This is a genomic window from Streptomyces sp. NBC_00271 (assembly GCF_036178845.1).
Taxonomy (GTDB): Bacteria; Actinomycetota; Actinomycetes; order Streptomycetales; family Streptomycetaceae; genus Streptomyces.
The window spans coordinates 4,665,046-4,684,420 of sequence record NZ_CP108070.1 but is presented as its reverse complement, the minus strand read 5'-3'; the positions used below and the strand labels follow the sequence as shown (position 1 = coordinate 4,684,420).

Here is a 19,375-nt window from a genome sequence, read left to right as displayed (position 1 = left end):
ACATGTCCGCTATGTCGCAGTATGGGGTACTCCGCCGCGACCGGGGCGCGAGCGGCCGCGCTCGACGGCCGGGTCGCCGTGTGTGGTCAGGGGGTTGGGGCCGTGAACTCCGCGGGCTCGCCGGTGAGGTTCGCCGGGGTGAGTGTCCTGTCGCGGATCAGCGGCTCCAGGTAGCGGAGCAGGACGTCCTTCAACTCTCGGATGTACGCCTCGCGCTCGGCTCCCTGGTTCGAGAGGACCAGCTCCAGGCCGGCCTTGTAGATGCCCAGGCACACGTGCGCGACGCGCGTGACCTCGGTGGTGGGCGCGTTGGGCATGAGGGAGGAGAGGAGCCCCTCTATCCGCGAGATCAGGGTCGCGTGCAGGGCGTCGTGCTCCTCGGCGATCCGGCCCGGGATGTCGGGGCCGTGCATCAGTGCGAAGAACACGGGGTGATCGCAGTTGAAGGCGATGAACCGGTCGACCGCGGCGCCCACGGCCTCCTCCAGTGGGGTCGTGGGGTCGACCGGGGCCAGTGCCTCGCCGTACGTGTCGCGCATCTCGTGCATGAGCCGGTCGCCCAGCTCGATCGCGATGGCCTCTTTGTTCGGGAAGAACTGGTACAGCGTGCCCGGTGAGACGCCCGCCTCACGGGCGATGGCGTTGGTGCTGGCGGCGGTGTAGCCCGTGGTGCAGAAGACGGAGGCGGCGGCCTCCAGCAGCTGGGCGATCCTGCGCTCGCCGCGGGCCTGCCGTCGGCGGGGCCGCTCGTCGGCGGTCTGTCTGTCGACGGTTTGCGCGTCGGCGGTCCGCTGCGTCTCGGGCTTGTCGGGCACGAGTTATCCCCAGCTCTCCGAACGTGATTGACAAACACGAGCGGTCGCTCGCATTCTAGTGAAACGCGAGCGATCTCTCGTGTTTGCCATTCTATGGCAATGGTCGACCCCTGCCACCTGCGCACACGACCGGATGGTTGGACGGACGCCGCCGCGCGGACAAGGGGTCACGGTGAAGGGGACACCGCACGATGACCGAAGTCAACAGCGCGGATGACGGCCACGGGAGCGGCGCGGGGCGCGGGAGGGGCGCGAGCGTCGACGCGAGCGCGGGCGACGAGCCGCAGGTGGGCGGAGGCCCGCCGGAGAGCGGAAGTCCGCCGGGGAAGAGCGGTCCGCGGGCGGGTGGCGGCCGAGGGGTGAGTAACGGCCGAGGAGTGAGTGACGGTCGACGGGTGGGCGGTGGCCCGCGAACCGGTCGCGGTGTCCGGGTCGGTGGCTGGACCCGGTTCGTGACCGCGCGCCCCCGGCTCTCCCTGTTCGTCGCGCTGCTGCTCACCGCGCTCGCCGTGGTCGCCGGCAGTGGGGTCGCCGACCGGCTGGGCAGCGGCGGCTGGCAGGACCCGACCGCCGAGTCGACGTACGCGACCAAGGCGCTGGAGCGGGAGTTCCCCGCCTCGCAGCCCAATCTGCTGCTCCTGGTCGACTCGGGGCGTGCCACGGTCGATGCTCCCTCGGTCGCGGCCGAGGCGAAGCGGCTCGCGGCACGGCTCGCCGGCGAGCGGGGCGTCACGGGGGTCGGTTCGTACTGGTCGTCGGGCGCACCGGCGCTGAAGGCGAAGGACGGCCACGAGGCGCTGATCGCCGCGCGGATCACGGGCGACGAGAAGACGACGAGCGAGACCCTGGACCGCCTGGCGCCCTCCTACCGAGGGAAGCACGGGCCCATCGAGGTCAGGGTCGGCGGCCCGGTCGCGGTGCAGCACGAGATGCAGACGACCATCCGCGAGGACCTGACCCGGGCCGAGATGATCGCCCTGCCGGTGACCCTCGTGCTGCTGGTGATGGTCTTCGGCAGCGCGATCGCGGCCCTGCTGCCGCTCGGCGTGGGCATCGTCGCGATCCTGGGCACGAACGCGGTACTGCGCGGCCTCACCGAGTTCACCGACGTCTCGGTCTTCGCGATGAACCTCACCACGGCCCTGGGACTCGGCCTCGCCATCGACTACGCCCTGTTCATCGTCCGCAGATTCCGCGAGGAACTGGCCAAGGGCGCGGCGCCTTCCCCGAGCTCTCCCGCGCGTTCGAGCAGGGAAGACGCCATTGCGGCCATCGCCACGACCCTGCGCACCGCGGGCCGCACGGTCCTGTTCTCCTCCCTCACGGTCGCCGTCTCCCTGGCCGCGATGCTGCTCTTCCCGCAGTACTTCCTGCGCTCCTTCGCCTACGCGGGCATCGCCGTGGTGCTGCTGGCCGCGGCTGCCGCCCTGGTCCTGCTCCCGGCGGCGCTGGTGCTGCTCGGCCACCGGGTGAACGCGCTGGATCTGCGCCGCCTGTTCCGGCGCGGACGGCCGCCGGCGAGCGCGGACGGGGCCGCCTGGGGACGCATGGCCTCCCTCGTCATGCGCAGGGCGCCGGTCTTCGCCGTCGCCACCACCGTCGGGCTGATCGTGCTCGGACTGCCCTTCCTGGGCGTGAAGTTCGGCACCGCGGACGACCGCCAGCTGCCCTCGGGCGCCGAGTCCCACGTCGTCCAGCAGCACATACGGGACGGCTTCCCGGGCAGCCCCGGTGGTGCCCTGGAGGTGCTCGCGGAGGGCCGGGCGACCGAGGCCCAGTACACGGCCTACAAGGACCGGATCGCCGCGCTGCCCGAGGTGCTGCGGGTGGACGGACCCCTGGCGCAGGGCGACTCGGCCTACTTCACGGTGCTGCCGAAGGGTGAGGCCGTCGGCGACGGAGCCCAGCGGCTGGTGCGCGAACTGCGAGCGACACAGGCCCCGTTCGACACGTCGGTGACCGGCACCGCGGCGGTCCTGGTCGACTCCAAGCACGCGATAGCCGACCGGCTCCCCTGGGCGGCGGCCTTCATAGCGATCGTCACCCTGCTCCTGGTCTTCCTCCTCACCGGCAGCGTGCTGATCCCGATCCAGGCGGTGCTGCTCAACGCGCTCAGCCTGACGGCGATGTTCGGCGCAGTGGTCTGGGTCTTCCAGGACGGCCATCTGTCGGGCCTGCTCGGCTTCACCAGCCCGGGATCGATAGAGACGACGCTCCCCGTCCTCATGTTCTGCGTCGCCTTCGGCCTCTCCATGGACTACGGAGTCTTCCTGCTCTCCCGAATAAAGGAGGAGTACGACCACACGGGCGACCACCGGGAGGCGGTCCGCTTCGGCCTCCAGCGCACCGGCGGACTCATCACCGCGGCCGCGGTCATCCTCGCCGTGGTGATGGTCGCGATCGGCACCTCACGTGTGACCAACACCAAGATGCTCGGCCTGGGCATCGCGCTCGCCGTGCTGATGGACGCGATGGTCGTCCGCAGCCTGCTGGTCCCGGCGGTCATGCGCCTCACGGGCCGCGCGACCTGGTGGGCACCGGGGCCGCTGCGGCGCTTCCACGACCGGTTCGGACTGAGCGAGGGCGAGGCGGAGCGGGACGGCACCCGACAGGCGGACGACCGGGAGCACGACAGGGACGACGATCGGGAGGACACCAAGGAGGACGACCGGGAGCGGGACAAGGTCGAGGCGCGCGGATAGCGTTCGCCCCGCAAGGGTGATCTTCGGGCGGAGGGGCGAGACGGATGCGGGCAGTGGTGTTCGAGCGGTACGAGGAGCCGGCCGAGGTGCGCGAGGTGGCGGACCCGGTGCCCGCGGAGCACGGGGTGGTGGTGCGGGTCGAGGCCACCGGGCTGTGCCGCAGCGACTGGCACGGCTGGATGGGGCACGACCCGGACATCACACTGCCGCATGTGCCGGGCCACGAACTCGCGGGGACCGTCGAGGCGGTCGGTGCGCGGGTGACCGGCTGGCGCCCCGGCGACCGGGTCACCGTCCCGTTCGTCTGCGCCTGCGGGACGTGTCCCTCCTGCGCGGCGGGTGACCAGCAGGTGTGCGAGCGGCAGACCCAGCCGGGCTTCACCCACTGGGGTTCCTTCGCCCAGTACGTGGCACTCGACCACGCCGAGGTGAACCTGGTGGCGGTGCCGGACGAGCTGTCCTTCGCTACGGCGGCGTCGCTGGGCTGCCGGTTCGCCACGGCGTTCCGCGCGGTGGTCGCGCAGGGCCGGGTGGCGGCGGGGGAGTGGGTCGCGGTGCACGGCTGCGGAGGCGTGGGACTGTCGGCGGTGATGATCGCGGTGGCGGCCGGGGCGCGGGTTGTGGCCGTGGACCTCTCACCCCAGGCCCTGGACCTGGCACGGAAGTTCGGCGCGGTGGAGGTCGTGGACGCCTCGCGGGTCGGGGACACGGCGGCGGCGGTCCGGGAGTTGACCGGCGGCGGTGCCCATCTCTCCCTCGACGCGCTCGGCTCCCCGGTCACCTGCGCGGCCTCGGTGAACGGTCTGCGCCGCCGGGGGCGCCACGTGCAGGTCGGTCTGCTGCCCGAGGACCCCGCGGTTCCGATGGCCCGGGTGATCGGCCTCGAACTCGAACTCCTGGGCAGCCACGGCATGCAGGCACACGCCTACCCCCGCATGCTCGAACTGGTCCGCGCCGGGGTGCTCCGCCCCGACCTCCTGGTCACCTCCACCATCCCGCTGGACGCGGTCCCTGCGGCCCTGGCGGCGATGGGGACGGCGCCGGGGGCGGGGGTGACGGTCATCGAGCCGTGGAGCTGAACCCGGACAGGGGCGGTGCCCCGCACCCGGGCGAGGGGCGGGGCACGGCGCGTGGGCACAGCGCGTGGGCACCGTGAGTGGGTGTGGCGAGCGGGGCGGGGCCCGTGGTCAGTCTCTTCGACCGCGGTTTCCGGGGCGGGAGGCGACCCAGGCGCGGACGGTGTCCGCGTACCAGTAGGGCTTCCCGCTCTCCACGTGGTCGGGCGGCGGCAGCAGTCCGTGCTTGCGGTACGACCGCACGGTGTCCGGCTGCACCTTGATGTGCGCCGCGATCTCCTTGTACGACCAGAGCCTACGGTCGGTCATGAGTGGCACCTCCCTGCGCGCGTCGCGGCGGCGGCCGGGGGGTGGCCGTCGGGGGAGCCGGGCGCTGCGCTGGCGATCACAAAGCCTGCGCTCGTTGAACGACACAGAGTGACCCCAGGGCAGGGCCTGTTGGCCAGGTGTGACGCAAGAACCGCGTACGCGCGACATGTGTGACAGGGCGGTGGTTTTTGTGACACGCGTGACGCATTTCGCGCCGAGGGGACCGTCGAGACGTATGCGCGACGGGGGCCGGTGGCAGGCCGGGTACGTCGTGCGTACGTGAGCGGTGGGCCGGACCCACTCCAGGTCCGGCCCACCAGCTCCCCGCATCCCCCTCGGAGGCCGTCCGCATCCCCCCGTCGGATCAGCCGCCGGAAGTTCATCCTGCAATCAACGGAGCCCACCGGTCTTGGAAAAAATCGCACCCCGGTCACTTTGATCGCTCCGGTCGGGGGAGAGCACCAGGCTGGTCGCCTCCCCGGCCATCCGGTCGGCCCCCGGCGGACCGGGCCGTGGAACCGGCTGAGCTCCGCGGGCCGCCGTGAACTCCCGCGGTGTGCATCCCGTCATCGCCCGGAACTCGCCGCTGAGGTGGGCCTGGTCGTAGAACCCGCAGGTCGCCGCCGTCTCCGCCTGTGAGCGTCCCGCGGCGAGCAGCCGGCGGGCCCGTTCCAGGCGCAGCACCCGGGCCGCCGCCTTGGGGCCGAGCCCGATCTGCTCCCGGAAACGATTCTCCAACTGCCGTACGCTCCAGCCGACGTCCTCGGCGAGCCGGGCCACCGGCATCGCACCCCAGGTCCGTTGCAGCTGCGCCCACGCCCGCACCACCCGTGCCGAACCGGGCGTCCCCGCCGAGCGCCAGCGCACGAGGACGTCGTCCAGCAGTTCGAAGCGTTCCGGCCATCCCGGCAACGCGGCCAGCGCGGCGGAGAGTTCACCGACGCTCCGCAGCCGACGCCCGCCCGGGCCCGCGTCCCGCGAGCCCAGTCCATGCGGGAGCTCGTCGGGATCCAGGGTCTGGTCGGCGAGTTCGTACTGCGGTGTGCCGAAGAGTGTGAACGCGGCCCAGGGGGCGAGCAGCACCTCGATGCCCGCCAGCCGTCCGTCGTGTTCGCCGACGGCCGCGGTGGTGGCCGGTCCCGAGAACACCGACCTGAGGGTGACGGGGGGACGGCCCACGCGTGAGATGCGCAGGGGCTGTTCGAAGCCCAGCAACAGGGTCGCCGCGCCGATCGGCGCCTCCAGCCTGCGGCGCGGCCGGTCGAGCGCGAGCCGGATCCCGCGGTAGCTGATCACCCCGGGCCGCAGTCGTGGATGCGGCCGTGCGAGGGCTGTCTCCCAGACACCGCCGGGACCGTGCCCCGCCCGCGAGACGATTCGTGTCACCATCGGCCCTCCCGCCGCCGCCCGCACCCGGGGAACACCCATGGTGCAACGCGGCACGACGACGCCGGAAGGCCCGCCGAGCCCCGGGCACTCGACGGGCCCCACGGGCCCCCGCGGAGGGTCAGGCTCCGCGGGACACTATGAAGCGGTCATGGTGAAGCGGTCATGTTGAAGCGGTCATGGTGAAGCGGTCGCGGTGAAGCGGTCACGCTCCGCAGGACCTCAGGAACGCCCGGGTGCGCTGGGCGATCGGCAGCGGCTTGTCCGGCGGGCACGGGTACATGTCCTGCTCGACGATGGCGAAGAGTTCGACGTCGAGCTTCTGGGCGGCGGCGAGGACGGGCTCGAGCGCCGGTACGCCGGACGGCGGCTCGCACATCACGCCCTTGGCCACCGCGGGCCCGAACGGGACCTCGTCCGCCCGCACTTCGGCCAGGACCAGCGGATCCACCTGCTTGAGGTGGAGGTAGCCGATGCGCTCCCCGTAGGTCTCGATGAGCTTGACGCTGTCGCCGCCGCAGTACGCGTAGTGGCCGGTGTCCAGGCACAGCGACACCAGGGAGGAGTCGGTCGCGTCGAGGAAACGGGTGACGTTCTCCTCGCTGTCGATGTGCGTGTCCGCGTGCGGGTGGACGACGATCTTCAGCCCGTAGCGCTCCCGCACCTCGTGGGCGAGCCGCTCGGTCTGAGCGGTCAGATTGCGCCACTGCGTCGGCGTCAGCGCGCTGTCCTCCAGCACCTCGCCCGTCTTGTCGTCCCGCCAGAACGCCGGGATGACGACGAGGTGCTCGGCGCCCATCGCCTGGGTGAGCGCGGCGATGTCCGAGACGTGCGCCCAGGTGGCGTCCCACACCTCGGGACCCCGGTGCAGCCCGGTGAAGACGGTGCCGGCCGACACGGTGAGCCCGCGCCGCGCGGTCTCCTCCTTGAGCACCGCCGGATCCGTGGGCAGATATCCGTAGGGGCCCAGCTCGATCCACTCGTACCCGGACTGGGAGACCTCGTCGAGGAAGCGCTGCCAGGGGATCTGCTGAGGGTCGTCGGGGAACCAGACGCCCCAGGAGTCCGGAGCCGAACCGATCCGGATGCGGGACAGTGAGGACTGAGGTGATGCCTGCGGTGACAACGACGTCATGGGCGTCAGCTTCGGGCGGCACGAGGGAGGTGTCAAGGCCTGGTCCGAATGTCCGGACAAACTGTTGACAGGGCTCCCCGCGCGGCGCTAGACCTTGGGGGAGCCGAAGCGAAGGGAACTCGATGGCGTACGACCTGATCACCATGGGGCGGATCGGTGTGGACCTCTACCCGTTGCAGACGGGGGTCCCGCTGGCGCAGGTGACGTCCTTCGGGAAGTTCCTGGGCGGCTCGGCGACGAACGTCGCGGTGGCCGCGTCCCGGCTCGGACGGCGTACGGCGGTGATCACGCGCACCGGTGACGACCCCTTCGGCGCGTACCTCCACGAGGCACTGCGCGGCTTCGGCGTGGACGACCGCTGGGTCACCCCGGTCACCGGGCTGCCCACCCCGGTGACGTTCTGCGAGATCTTCCCGCCCGACGACTTCCCGCTGTACTTCTACCGGCAGCCCAAGGCCCCGGACCTGGAGATCGACGCGCATGACCTCGACCTGGACGCCGTCCGTGAGGCGCGCATCTTCTGGGTGACCGGGACCGGCCTGAGCGAGGAGCCCAGCCGGACGGCGACGCTCGCCGCGCTCGCCCACCGCGCCAAGTCCGCCACGACGGTCTTCGACCTCGATTGGCGGCCCATGTTCTGGAAGGACCCTGAGTCCGCCCGCCCGTTCTACGCCGAGGCCCTGCGCCACACCACCGTCGCCGTCGGCAACCTCGACGAGGTCGAGATCGCCACCGGCGTCCGCGAACCGCACGCGGCGGCCGCGGCCCTCCTCGAGGCGGGCGTCGAACTCGCCGTCGTCAAACAGGGCCCCAAGGGCGTCCTCGCCGTCCACCGCGACGGCACGTCGGCCGAGGTCCCGCCGCTCCCGGTGACGGTCCTCAACGGCCTCGGCGCCGGTGACGCGTTCGGCGGTTCCCTCTGTCACGGCCTGCTCGCCGGCTGGGACCTGGAGCGGATCATGCGGCACGCCAACGCGGCCGGTGCCATCGTCGCCTCCCGGCTGGAGTGCTCCTCCGCGATGCCGACCCCCGAAGAGGTCGAGGACGCGCTCACGGCGGGAGCGGTCCGATGAGGGCGGGACGCGTGGGACACGAGGGGGGAGACCCCGTCCTGCCCCCGGCTCCCTCTCCGCTGCCCCGAACCGTCGACGCGGCGGAGCTCGTCCGGCTCCGCGCCCACCGCCCCGAAGCCGTCGCCGAGGCCGCCGCGCGCCGCCCCCGCCGCCCCCTCGTGGGCGACAACGGGCGGTTGATGATCATCGCCGCGGACCATCCGGCCCGCGGGGCGCTCGCCGTCGGCGACCGCAAGTTCGCCATGGCGAACCGCGCGGACCTGCTGGAACGGCTCTGCCTCGCGCTCTCCCGCCCCGGCGTCGACGGCGTCCTCGCGACCGCCGACATCCTCGACGACCTGCTGCTCCTGGGCGCCCTCGACCACAAGGTGGTCCTCGGCTCGATGAACCGCGGCGGCCTCCAGGGCGCCTCGTACGAGCTGGACGACCGTTTCACCGGCCACCGTCCGCAGGACATCGAACGGCTCGGCTTCGACGCGGGCAAGCTGCTGCTGCGCATCGACTACGACGATCCGGGCTCGCTCAACACCCTCGAGTCCACCGCCCGCGCGATCGACGAGATGGCGGAGCGCCACCTCCCGATCTTCGTCGAGCCGTTCCTCAGCCGCCGCACTCCCGGGGGCAGGCTGGTCAACGACCTGAGCGCCGAGGCCGTCATCAAGTCCATCGCCATCGCCAGTGGTCTGGGCGGCAGTTCGGCGTACACCTGGCTGAAGGTCCCCGTCACCGACAACCCGGACGACATGGCCCGGGTCATGGAGACCTCCACCCTGCCCGCCGTACTGCTCGGCGGGGATGTCGGCGAGGACCAGGAGAGCGCGTACGAGAAGTGGCGCGGCGCGCTCCAACTGCCCACCGTGCAGGGCCTGGTCGTCGGCCGCTCGCTGCTCTACCCGGCCGACGGGGACGTGACCGCCGCGGTGGACACCGCCGTAGGACTGCTGTGAGGACCCGATGACGGACGCCAGGACGCACTCGACGACGGACGTGCCCCGGAGCGACGGTTTGTACGTGCCCAAGGGCGCCACCGCCGGCGGGCTGTACGCCGTCGACATCGACCCCAAGTACGCCGGCTGGACCCACAGCAGCCTGCGCGTGGTCGACCTCGGCCCGGGCGGCACCCACACCTTCACCACCGGTGACAGCGAGTGGATCGTGCTTCCGCTGGGCGGCGCCTGTACGGTGCGCACAGAGGACGAAGAGTTCCAAATCCTGGGCAGGGAAAGCGTGTTCGCGGGGGTCTCCGACTTCGCGTACGTGCCCCGTGACGCCCGGGCCCAGATCGCCTCCGGCGCGGGAGGCCGCTTCGCCCTGGCAGGAGCGAAGTGCGAGCGCCGACTCCCCGCCCGCTACGGCCCCGCGCCGGAGGTCCCCGTCGAAGACCGAGGCAGTGGCGACTGCGCACGTCAGGTGCGCAATTTCGCCTCCGCCGACGCCTTCGAGTGCGACAAGCTCATCGCCGTCGAGGTCATCACCCCCGGCGGCAACTGGTCCTCGTATCCACCGCACAAGCACGACGAGCACCGGCCCGGTGTCGAGTCGCAGCTGGAGGAGATCTACTACTTCGAGATCGACGGCCCGAACGGATTCGGCTATCAGCGCGTATTCCCTTCGCGCGAGGGCGGATCCGACGTCCTCGCCGAGGTCCGCACCGGCGATGCCGTCCTCGTCCCCGACGGATGGCACGGCCCCTCCATCGCGCAGCCCGGCCACACCATGTACTACCTGAACGTGATGGCCGGACCGGGCGAGGAGAGGGAGTGGCGGATCTGCTTCCACCCGGGACATCTAGAGAGCACAGAGGGATACCGATGACCTCAACGACGAGGCTGACGGTCGCACAGGCGCTGGTGCGCTTCCTGGCAGCCCAGTACACGGAGCGGGACGGCGAGCGGCGGCGGCTGATCGGCGCCACCTGGGGCATTTTCGGTCACGGCAACGTCGCCGGACTCGGCCAGGCGCTGATCGAGTACGCCGACGAGATGCCCTACCACCAGGGCCGTAACGAGCAGTCGATGGTGCACGCGGCGGTCGGCTTCGCACGCCAGTCCAACCGGCTGTCGGCGCACGCCGTGACCACCTCCATCGGACCGGGCGCCACCAATCTCGTCACCGGCGCCGCGCTCGCGACGATCAACCACCTCCCGGTGCTCCTGCTGCCCGGCGACATCTTCGCGACCCGCCCCGCCGACCCGGTCCTCCAGCAGCTCGAAGTCCCCTACGCGGGCGATGTGTCGGTCAACGACTGTCTGCGCCCGGTGTCGAAGTACTTCGACCGCGTCACCCGGCCCGAGGCGCTGATCCCCGCCGCCCTGCAGGCCATGCGCGTGCTCACCGACCCGGTCGAGACCGGCGCCGTCACGCTCGCGCTGCCGCAGGACGTGCAGGCGGAGGCGTACGACTGGCCGGAGGAGTTCTTCCAGGAGCGGACCTGGACCGTGCGTCGTCCGGCGGCCGACGCCTCCGAGCTGGCCGCCGCCGTCACGGCGATCCGCGAGGCCCGGCGCCCGCTGATCGTCGCGGGCGGCGGGGTCCACCACAGCCGCGCCGAGGACGTGCTCGCCGAACTCGCCGCCACCACCCGCATCCCCGTCGCCTCCACACAGGCGGGCAAGGGATCACTGAAGTGGGACCACCCGCAGGACGTCGGCGGTGTCGGACACACCGGCACGGCGACCGCGAACGAGCTCGCCCGCACCGCCGACCTGGTGATCGGCGTCGGCACCCGCTACACCGACTTCACCACCGCCTCCGGCACCCTCTTCACCGCCTCGAACGTCCGCTTCCTGAACCTCAACATCGCGCCGTACGACGGTCACAAGCTGTCGGGGATCCCGCTGATCGCGGACGCGCGGGCCGGCCTCGAAGCCCTCACCGAGGCGCTGCTGCTGCACGGACACCGCGTGGAGCCCGCGTACGTCACCGAGTACACGGACGACAAGGAGCGCTGGGAGTACCGCGTCGACGCGGCGTACGAGGCCGAGGACATCGACATCCGGCCCACCCAGCCGCAGGTCCTCGGCGTCCTCGACGAACTCGTCACCGAGGACGACATCCTGATCAACGCGGCCGGCTCGCTCCCCGGTGACCTGCACAAACTGTGGCGGGCCCGGTCGCGCGACCAGTACCACGTCGAGTACGGCTACTCGTGCATGGGCTACGAGATCCCGGCCGCGATCGGCGTCCGGATGGCGGCCCCCGACCGGCCCGTGTGGGCGCTGGTCGGCGACGGCACCTACCTGATGATGCCGACCGAGATCGTCACCGCCGTGCAGGAGGGCGTCGCGATCAAGGTCCTCATACTCCAGAACCACGGGTACGCCTCCATCGGCGGCCTCTCCGAGTCCGTGGGCGCCGAGCGGTACGGCACCGCCTACCGCTACCGCTCCGAGGACCGTACGTACACGGGGGCGCCGCTGCCCGTCGATCTCGCCGCCAACGCGGCCAGCCTCGGTATGCGGGTGCTGCGCGCGAAGACCGTCCGTGACCTGCGGGCGGCCCTGGCCGAGGCGCGCGCCGCGGACACTCCCACATGTGTCTACGTGGAGACCGAAACGGCAGACACAGTGTCGGGCGCGCCCCCGGCCCAAGCCTGGTGGGATGTACCTGTGGCCGAGACCGCGACCCGATCGTCGGCGGTCAAGGCACGTGAGGAGTACGACCGGCACGTCGCCGCCCGACGCCGCCATCTGTGAAGGAGTTTTTGGCCATGACGAAGACCGTCAACCACTGGATCGGTGGCAAGACTGTCGAGGGTGCGTCGGGTACGTACGGGCCGGTCACCGACCCGGCGACCGGCGCCGTGACCACACAGGTCGCCTTCGCGACCGTCGACGAGGTGGACGCCGCGGTCGCCGCGGCCAAGGACGCGTACGCGACCTGGGGCCAGTCCTCGCTGGCCAAGCGGTCCACGATCCTCTTCAAGTTCCGGGCGCTGCTCGACGAGAACCGGGACGCGATCGCCGAGCTGATCACCGCCGAGCACGGCAAGGTGCACTCGGACGCGCTCGGCGAGGTGGCGCGCGGTCTGGAGATCGTCGACCTGGCGTGCGGGATCACCGTGCAGCTCAAGGGCGAGCTGTCGACCGAGGTGGCCTCCAAGGTCGACGTGGCGTCGATCCGGCAGCCGCTGGGCGTCGTCGCGGGCATCACGCCGTTCAACTTCCCGGCCATGGTGCCGATGTGGATGTTCCCGATCGCCATCGCGTGCGGCAACACCTTCGTGCTGAAGCCGTCCGAGAAGGACCCGTCGGCCGCCATGAAGGTCGCCGAGCTGCTCGCCGAGGCCGGTCTGCCCGACGGTGTCTTCAACGTCGTCCACGGTGACAAGGTGGCGGTCGACCGCCTCCTGGAGCACCCGGACGTCAAGGCGGTGTCCTTCGTCGGCTCGACCCCGATCGCCCGCTACATCCACACCACGGCCTCCGCGAACGGCAAGCGCGTGCAGGCCCTGGGCGGCGCCAAGAACCACATGCTGGTCCTCCCGGACGCCGACCTGGACGCGGCCGCGGACGCCGCCGTGTCGGCCGCCTACGGCTCCGCCGGCGAGCGCTGCATGGCGATCTCCGCCGTCGTCGCGGTCGGCTCGGTCGGCGACGCGCTGGTGGAGAAGATCCGCGAGCGCGCCGAGAAGATCAAGATCGGCCCCGGCAACGACCCGACCTCCGAGATGGGTCCGCTGATCACGGCCGTGCACCGCGACAAGGTGGCGTCCTACGTCAAGGGCGCGGCGGCGCAGGGCTCCGAGGTCGTCCTCGACGGCACCGGGTACACGGTCGAGGGGTACGAGGACGGCCACTGGATCGGCCTCTCGCTGCTCGACAGGGTGCCGGTGACCTCGGACGCGTACAAGGACGAGATCTTCGGCCCGGTGCTGTGCGTGCTGCGCGTGGACACCTACGAGGAGGGTGTCGCCCTCATCAACGCGTCGCCCTTCGGCAACGGCACCGCGATCTTCACCCGGGACGGCGGCGCCGCCCGCCGCTTCCAGCTGGAGGTCGAGGCGGGCATGGTCGGCGTGAACGTGCCGATCCCGGTGCCCGTCGGCTACCACTCCTTCGGCGGCTGGAAGGACTCCCTCTTCGGGGACCACCACATCTACGGCAACGACGGCACGCACTTCTACACCCGCGGCAAGGTCGTCACCACCCGCTGGCCCGACCCGGCCGACGCCCCGACAGGCGTGGACCTGGGCTTCCCGCGCAACCACTGAGTGACCCCCTGGTGCCCCGCCCTCCGTCTCGGGGGGCGGGGCACCGCCATGCTCGGCTCCCGTGTTCGCCGGGCATCCCGGAGTGCGGACCAATCCTGGTGAATTTCGAGGCCTCGACTGCGGTTCTCGTCATGAGGTGATGAAACGGATAGCTGAGGTGTTTTGCTGTCGCGGCCTGCGAAAGCAAGGTCACACTCCGATATGTCTTGATGATTGCAACACGTAGGCGTCAGGGCCTGGGAAAGTGATGTGACGTGCGTCGCTTTGGCAGTGCGGATTCCGTAGGTAAACGGCCATTGACGCAACGGTTTCCGTCAAGGTTCCATCAACGTCGGGAGCGGACGACGAGATGAACGACGCGAGCCGCCGGAGGCGATAGCGCTCCCGACCGAATCACCTGACGCACGAGCCGTCTTCTGACGCATAAGTCGATCGGAACCGCTTCATGACCGACACGCTTCGCCCTGTCGAGCAGGCCCTGCCGGACGCCGCCCCCACGGCCTCCGGGAGCCCCCAAAAGCTCAAGCGTTCCATCGGCATCGTCGGCGGCACCTTGCTGACGCTCTCGTGCGTGACGCCCGCCTCCACGCTCTTCGTGGTCGTGCCCGACCTGTTCTCGTCCCTCGGCACGGCGACCGCGCTCACCATCGCGATCGGCTCGCTGCTCTGTATCGCCGTGGCGTTCTGCTACTCGGAGCTGGGCACCCTCATCCCCAGCGCGGGCGGCGAGTACGCCATGGTGTCGACGATGGCCGGACGACTCGCGGGCTGGCTGGTCTTCGTGCTCTCCCTCCTCGTCGTGATGATCGTGCCGCCGGTGATCGCGATGGGCACCGCGGACTACCTGGCGCCGATCGTGCACCTCAACCCGTCGATGGCGGGCGCGGGCGTGATGCTCCTGGCCACCCTCGCGGGCCTGCTCGACCTGAGGGCCAACGCCTGGATCACCGGCGTCTTCCTCGTCCTTGAGGTCATCGCGGCGGCCGTCGTGGCGGTGCTGGGCTTCACGCACAGCCGGCGCGGCGTGGACAGCCTCACCTCGATGCAGGTGGCGGGCTCCGGCGGCCACACGGACACCGTGACGGCCATGCTGGTGGTCTCGGGGCTCGCGATCGCCCTCTTCATCACCCAGGGCTTCTCGACCGCGGTCTACCTCTCCGAGGAACTGGAGAACCCTCGCCGCAACGTCGCCCGTACGGTCCTGGCCACCCTCGCCATCTCGACCGTGATCATCCTGGTCCCGGTCGTCGCGATCACCATGGGCGCCTCGGACCTGTCCACCCTCACCGGCGGCGACATCAGCAGCATGGTCACGGCATGGTCCAACTCCGCCGTCGGCACCTTCGTCAGCCTCTGCGTCGCCCTCGCGATCATCAACGCGGGCATCGTCATGGTCATCCAGAACTCCCGGGTGCTGTTCGCCTCCGCCCGTGACAAGGCCTGGCCCGAGCCGGTCAACCAGAGCCTCTCGCGCCTCGGCCGCTTCGGCTCCCCGTGGGTCGCCACCCTCCTGGTGGGCGTCCCCGGTGCCCTCCTCTGCTTCGTCAACCTGGACACCCTGTACGGCGTCACGGGCGTCTCGGTGACGGCCATGTACCTGCTCGTCGCGGTCGCCGCCCTGCTCGCCCGGCGCGGCCAGCACCGCCACACCCCGGCCTGGCGCATGCCGCTGTGGCCCGCGATGCCGGTGCTCCTCATCGCGGTCCTCGCCTACATCCTGAGCCAGCAGGAGATGACGTACCTGCTGTGGACCGGCGGCATCACAGCCGTCGCCACTCTCTACTGGGCCTTCTACCTCCGCCCGCGCCGCGAGACCCGCTGGCTGGTGTCGATCCCGGAGGACGTCCAGGCCTGAGCCCTCCGGGGTGCACGCGAAGCCCCACGTCACCACCGCGCTCGTGAAGATGCCCGAGAGGGCTCGTACCACGGGCGCGGTATGCGGGAGGGGCCTCGTACGCCCGGAGGAGGGGTGCGGGTTCAGACCGGTGGCTGCCTTCGTTGTCGGTGGCGGCCCGTACCGTTGACACATGGATCTTCGACTGCCCCGACTGCGCGGGCCCGCACGGCGAGGACGCCGACGGTGGTTCGCCGCCGCGGCCGCCGTCGTCGTGCTCGCCGGCGCCGGTACGTGGACCGCTGTCGCCTCGGACGACGGGCCGGCCCTCCACCGCACCGACCGTGTGATGACCACGGGCGCCGGGGTCGACATCGACACGTCGTTCTTCACCGCGGGCTCCGGACGCCGCCCCGCCGTGCTCCTCGGGCACGGCTTCGGCGGCAGCAAGGACGACATGCGGCGGGAGGCGGAGCAACTGGCCCGCGACGGGTACGCGGTGATGACCTGGTCGGCGCGCGGCTTCGGCCGTTCCACCGGCAAGATCGGGCTGAACGATCCCAAGGGCGAGGTCGCCGACGTCTCCAAGCTCATCGACTGGCTGGCCAAGCGGCCCGAGGTCCGGCTCGACAAGAGCGGCGACCCGCGCGTGGGAGTCGCCGGAGGCTCGTACGGCGGAGCGATCTCCCTGCTGGCCGCCGGGTACGACAAGAGGGTCGACGCGATCGCCCCCTCGATCACGTACTGGAACCTGGCGGACGCCCTCTTCCCGAACGACGTGTTCAAGAAGCTCTGGGCCGGCATATTCATCAACTCCGGCGGCGGCTGCGACCGCTTCGAGGCGCAGCTGTGCGCGATGTACAACCGGGTGGCGGAGTCGGGGAAGCCGGACACCCAGGCGCGCGCCCTGCTGGAGCAACGCTCACCGTCCGCCGTCGGCGACCGCATCAAGGTGCCCACACTCATCCTGCAGGGCCAGACCGACTCCCTTTTCCCGCTCGGCCAGGCCGACGCGATGGCCAAGGCGATCCGGGCCAATGGCGCGCCCGTGGACGTCGACTGGATCGCCGGCGGGCACGACGGCGGCGACCCGGAGACGAGCCGTGTCGAGGCCCGTGTCGGCTCCTGGTTCGACCGCTATCTGAAGGACGACAAGAACACCGACACCGGTCCCGCCTTCCGCATCACCCGCACCGGCGGCATCGACTCCACCGACGGCGCCGCGCAGCTGCGGGGCGCGAGCGCGGACGTCTACCCCGGCCTGGAGAGCGGCGAGCACGCCATCGCGCTGAGCGAGGACCGACGCGAGCAGACCTTCCAGAACCCCGCGGGCGCGAGCCCGCCCGCGATCTCCGCCCTCCCCGGACTCGGCGGCACCGGCGGCCTGTCCCAGCTGTCCGCGCTCGGGCTCGGGGTGTCCCTCGACTTCCCGGGCCAGTACGCGCGGTTCGACTCCGCGGCGCTCCGCGGCGACCTGCGGATCACCGGGTCGCCGACCGTGACCGTCCACGTCCGGTCGAGCACCGACGACGCGGTCCTCTTCGGGAAGGTGTACGACGTCGGGCCGGGCGCCGGCCAGCCGGTACTGCCCTCGCAGCTGGTGGCGCCCGTGCGGGTGACCGGCGCCAAGGCGGGCAAGGACGTCACGATCGTGCTGCCCGCGATCGACCACGAGGTCCAGAAGGGCCACCGGCTGCGCCTGGTCCTCGCCTCGACGGACCTCGGCTACGCCTCACCTGCGGCCCCGGCGACGTACACCGTCTCCCTGAAGAGCGACCTGCACGTGCCCACCGCGCCCGGTGTGAAGACCGCCGCCGCCGCGCTGCCCTCCTGGGTGGGGTGGCTGCCCCTGGCCGGCGCGCTCGCCGCCGCCGCGCTCCTGCTGACCGGCCGTCGTCGTACGGCTCCGGTCGCGCCCGACCCCGAGCTCGCCGAAGTCCCGCTCCAGATCACCGACCTGAGCAAGCGGTACGCGAAGTCGGCGGACCGGTACGCGGTACGGGACCTGTCGTTCCGCGTGGAGAAGGGCCAGGTCCTGGGCCTGCTGGGGCCGAACGGCGCGGGCAAGACGACCACGCTGCGCATGCTGATGGGCCTCATCAAGCCCGACGGCGGCGAGATCCGCGTCTTCGGGCACGCGATCCGGCCCGGCGCCCCGGTGCTCTCCCGGGTCGGGGCGTTCGTCGAGGGCGCGGGCTTCCTGCCGCACCTCTCGGGCCGCGAGAACCTTGAGCTGTACTGGCGGGCGACGGGCCGTCCGGCCGAGGACGCCCACATGGAGGAGGCGCTGGAGATCGCGGGCCTGGGCGACGCGCTTGCCCGCGCGGTCCGCACCTACTCCCAGGGCATGCGCCAGCGCCTGGCCATCGCCCAGGCGATGCTGGGCCTCCCGGACCTCCTCATCCTCGACGAACCGACCAACGGTCTGGACCCGCCCCAGATCCGCGAGATGCGCGAGGTCATGATCCGCTACGCCGCCGCGGGCCGCACGGTCATCGTCTCCAGTCACCTGCTGGCCGAGGTCGAGCAGTCCTGCACCGACCTGGTGGTCATGGACCGCGGCCGGCTGATCCAGGCCGGCCCGGTGAGCGAGATCGTCGGCTCCGGCGACACCCTCCTCGTCGGTACGGGCGCGCCCGTGGAGGGGCCGGTCGTCGAGAAGATCGGCGCGCTGCCCGGCGTGGCCTCGGCCGTCGCCGCCGAGGGCGGGCTGCTGGTCCGCCTCGACGAGGACGGCAGCGCCGAACGCCTGCTCGTGGAACTCGTACGACTGGAAGTCCCCGTGCGGTCGGTGGGCCCCCACCGCCGGCTGGAGGACGCGTTCCTCACCCTGATCGGAGGTGCCGCATGAGCACGCTCGTCGAGCGGGCCGAGACGGCGGACGGCTACCGGGCGCGGCACACGCTGCCGCTCCGGGTCGAGCTGCTGCGGCAGTTGAAGCGGCGCCGCACGCTCGTCATGGGCGCGATCCTCGCGGTGCTGCCCTTCGTGCTCGTCGTCGCGTTCGCGATCGGCGGTGACCCGGGCTCGCGCAACGGGCAGGTCACCCTGATGGACACGGCGACCGCGTCGGGCGCCAACTTCGCCGCGGTGAACCTCTTCGTCTCCGCGGGATTCCTGCTGGTCATCCCCGTCGCGCTGTTCTGCGGGGACACGATCGCCTCCGAGGCGAGCTGGTCCTCGCTGCGCTATCTGCTCGCGGCCCCCGTGCCGCGGGCCCGGCTGCTGTGGTCCAAGCTCACCGTCGCGCTCGGCCTCAGCCTCGCCGCGATGGTGCTGCTGCCGATCGTCGCCCTCGCGGTGGGCACGGCGGCGTACGGCTGGGGGCCGCTGGAGATCCCCACCGGCGGCGCGCTCTCCGCGGGCACCGCGGCCCAGCGGCTCCTCGTGGTCATCGCGTACGTCTTCGTGTCCCAACTGGTCACGGCGGGGCTCGCGTTCTGGCTGTCCACCAAGACGGACGCACCCCTGGGCGCGGTCGGCGGCGCGGTCGGCCTGACGATCGTGGGGAACGTCCTGGACGCGGTCACCGCCCTCGGCCACTGGCGCGACTTCCTGCCCGCGCACTGGCAGTTCGCCTGGGCCGACGCCATACAGCCCAACCCGGAGTGGGGCGGCATGATCCAGGGCACCGCGATTTCGATAACGTACGCCCTCGTCCTGTTCGCCCTGGCCTTCCGGGGTTTCCGGCGCAAGGACATCGTGTCGTAGATCTCCGGAGCGTCACCTACCGGTCTCGACGACCGCCCTTCGTGGCCGCTTCGAGATCCATCCGCAACGCTCCGTAGCGCACATCCGGGCCCCCTCGGGCGTCACAGTCACAGACGTCGGCC

General features: G+C 71.4%; 14 protein-coding genes. 10 read left to right on the top strand and 4 right to left on the bottom strand.

Annotated elements, in window-relative coordinates:
* Positions 1-86 precede the first annotated feature (86 nt).
* On the bottom strand, positions 87-815 hold the full coding sequence (locus OG798_RS21670) for a TetR/AcrR family transcriptional regulator (RefSeq protein ID WP_095854550.1): 729 nt from the start codon (positions 813-815) through the stop codon (positions 87-89).
* Positions 816-1,267: 452 nt separating this feature from the next.
* Between OG798_RS21670 and OG798_RS21665 the strand changes: the two genes are divergently transcribed.
* Together OG798_RS21665 and OG798_RS21660 are read left to right on the top strand one after the other, a co-directional pair.
* The gene (locus tag OG798_RS21665) at positions 1,268-3,517 is read left to right on the top strand and encodes an MMPL family transporter (RefSeq protein WP_328757547.1); all 2,250 of its coding nucleotides are present in this window, start codon (positions 1,268-1,270) and stop codon (positions 3,515-3,517) included.
* Positions 3,518-3,561: 44 nt separating this feature from the next.
* A complete protein-coding gene (locus tag OG798_RS21660; RefSeq protein ID WP_095854552.1) occupies positions 3,562-4,596 on the top strand; it encodes a zinc-dependent alcohol dehydrogenase family protein in 1,035 nt (344 codons plus the stop codon).
* A gap of 108 nt (positions 4,597-4,704) precedes the next feature.
* On the opposite strand, the gene OG798_RS21655 is transcribed toward OG798_RS21660, so the two are convergent.
* The 3 genes from OG798_RS21655 to OG798_RS21645 form a co-directional block, all read right to left on the bottom strand.
* Positions 4,705-4,902, bottom strand: a complete 198-nt coding sequence (locus OG798_RS21655) for a helix-turn-helix transcriptional regulator (protein WP_054231835.1) — start codon at positions 4,900-4,902, stop codon at positions 4,705-4,707.
* A gap of 390 nt (positions 4,903-5,292) precedes the next feature.
* Positions 5,293-6,291, bottom strand: a complete 999-nt coding sequence (locus OG798_RS21650; protein ID WP_328757546.1) for a helix-turn-helix domain-containing protein — start codon at positions 6,289-6,291, stop codon at positions 5,293-5,295.
* A 202-nt stretch (positions 6,292-6,493) separates the two neighbouring features.
* A complete protein-coding gene (locus tag OG798_RS21645) occupies positions 6,494-7,423 on the bottom strand; it encodes a sugar phosphate isomerase/epimerase family protein (RefSeq protein ID WP_328757545.1) in 930 nt (309 codons plus the stop codon).
* Positions 7,424-7,545: 122 nt separating this feature from the next.
* Between OG798_RS21645 and iolC the strand changes: the two genes are divergently transcribed.
* From iolC to OG798_RS21605, 8 genes are all read left to right on the top strand, one after another.
* Entirely contained in the window at positions 7,546-8,496 is a 951-nt protein-coding gene (gene iolC, locus OG798_RS21640; protein WP_328757544.1) for a 5-dehydro-2-deoxygluconokinase, read from the top strand.
* Positions 8,497-8,555: 59 nt separating this feature from the next.
* The gene (locus OG798_RS21635) at positions 8,556-9,443 is read left to right on the top strand and encodes a Cgl0159 family (beta/alpha)8-fold protein (RefSeq protein ID WP_097227608.1); all 888 of its coding nucleotides are present in this window, start codon (positions 8,556-8,558) and stop codon (positions 9,441-9,443) included.
* Between the two features lie 7 nt (positions 9,444-9,450).
* Entirely contained in the window at positions 9,451-10,311 is an 861-nt protein-coding gene (gene iolB, locus OG798_RS21630) for a 5-deoxy-glucuronate isomerase (RefSeq protein WP_095854556.1), read from the top strand.
* Positions 10,308-12,191 carry a 3D-(3,5/4)-trihydroxycyclohexane-1,2-dione acylhydrolase (decyclizing) gene (gene iolD / locus OG798_RS21625; protein WP_097225836.1) on the top strand — a complete coding sequence of 628 codons (1,884 nt, stop codon included), beginning with the start codon at positions 10,308-10,310 and terminating at the stop codon, positions 12,189-12,191. The genes iolB and iolD overlap by 4 nt, the downstream gene beginning before the upstream one ends.
* 14 nt (positions 12,192-12,205) lie before the next feature.
* Positions 12,206-13,708 carry a CoA-acylating methylmalonate-semialdehyde dehydrogenase gene (gene mmsA / locus OG798_RS21620; protein WP_328757543.1) on the top strand — a complete coding sequence of 501 codons (1,503 nt, stop codon included), beginning with the start codon at positions 12,206-12,208 and terminating at the stop codon, positions 13,706-13,708.
* A 445-nt stretch (positions 13,709-14,153) separates the two neighbouring features.
* A complete protein-coding gene (locus tag OG798_RS21615) occupies positions 14,154-15,563 on the top strand; it encodes an APC family permease (protein ID WP_097225837.1) in 1,410 nt (469 codons plus the stop codon).
* Between the two features lie 172 nt (positions 15,564-15,735).
* Complete coding sequence (locus OG798_RS21610; RefSeq protein WP_328757542.1) at positions 15,736-18,393, top strand: alpha/beta fold hydrolase; 2,658 nt, start codon at positions 15,736-15,738, stop codon at positions 18,391-18,393.
* Entirely contained in the window at positions 18,390-19,253 is an 864-nt protein-coding gene (locus OG798_RS21605; protein ID WP_095854561.1) for an ABC transporter permease, read from the top strand. The genes OG798_RS21610 and OG798_RS21605 overlap by 4 nt, the downstream gene beginning before the upstream one ends.
* Positions 19,254-19,375: the final 122 nt, after the last annotated feature.

Coding starts and splice junctions, on each gene's coding strand:
- OG798_RS21660 (WP_095854552.1), top strand. CDS start 3,562: ATGCGGGCAGTGGTGTTCGAGCGGTACGAGGAGCCGGCCGAGGTGCGC.
- OG798_RS21655 (WP_054231835.1), bottom strand. CDS start 4,902: ATGACCGACCGTAGGCTCTGGTCGTACAAGGAGATCGCGGCGCACATC.
- OG798_RS21650 (WP_328757546.1), bottom strand. CDS start 6,291: ATGGTGACACGAATCGTCTCGCGGGCGGGGCACGGTCCCGGCGGTGTC.
- OG798_RS21645 (WP_328757545.1), bottom strand. CDS start 7,423: ATGACGTCGTTGTCACCGCAGGCATCACCTCAGTCCTCACTGTCCCGC.
- iolC (WP_328757544.1), top strand. CDS start 7,546: ATGGCGTACGACCTGATCACCATGGGGCGGATCGGTGTGGACCTCTAC.
- iolB (WP_095854556.1), top strand. CDS start 9,451: ATGACGGACGCCAGGACGCACTCGACGACGGACGTGCCCCGGAGCGAC.
- iolD (WP_097225836.1), top strand. CDS start 10,308: ATGACCTCAACGACGAGGCTGACGGTCGCACAGGCGCTGGTGCGCTTC.
- mmsA (WP_328757543.1), top strand. CDS start 12,206: ATGACGAAGACCGTCAACCACTGGATCGGTGGCAAGACTGTCGAGGGT.
- OG798_RS21615 (WP_097225837.1), top strand. CDS start 14,154: ATGACCGACACGCTTCGCCCTGTCGAGCAGGCCCTGCCGGACGCCGCC.
- OG798_RS21610 (WP_328757542.1), top strand. CDS start 15,736: ATGGATCTTCGACTGCCCCGACTGCGCGGGCCCGCACGGCGAGGACGC.
- OG798_RS21605 (WP_095854561.1), top strand. CDS start 18,390: ATGAGCACGCTCGTCGAGCGGGCCGAGACGGCGGACGGCTACCGGGCG.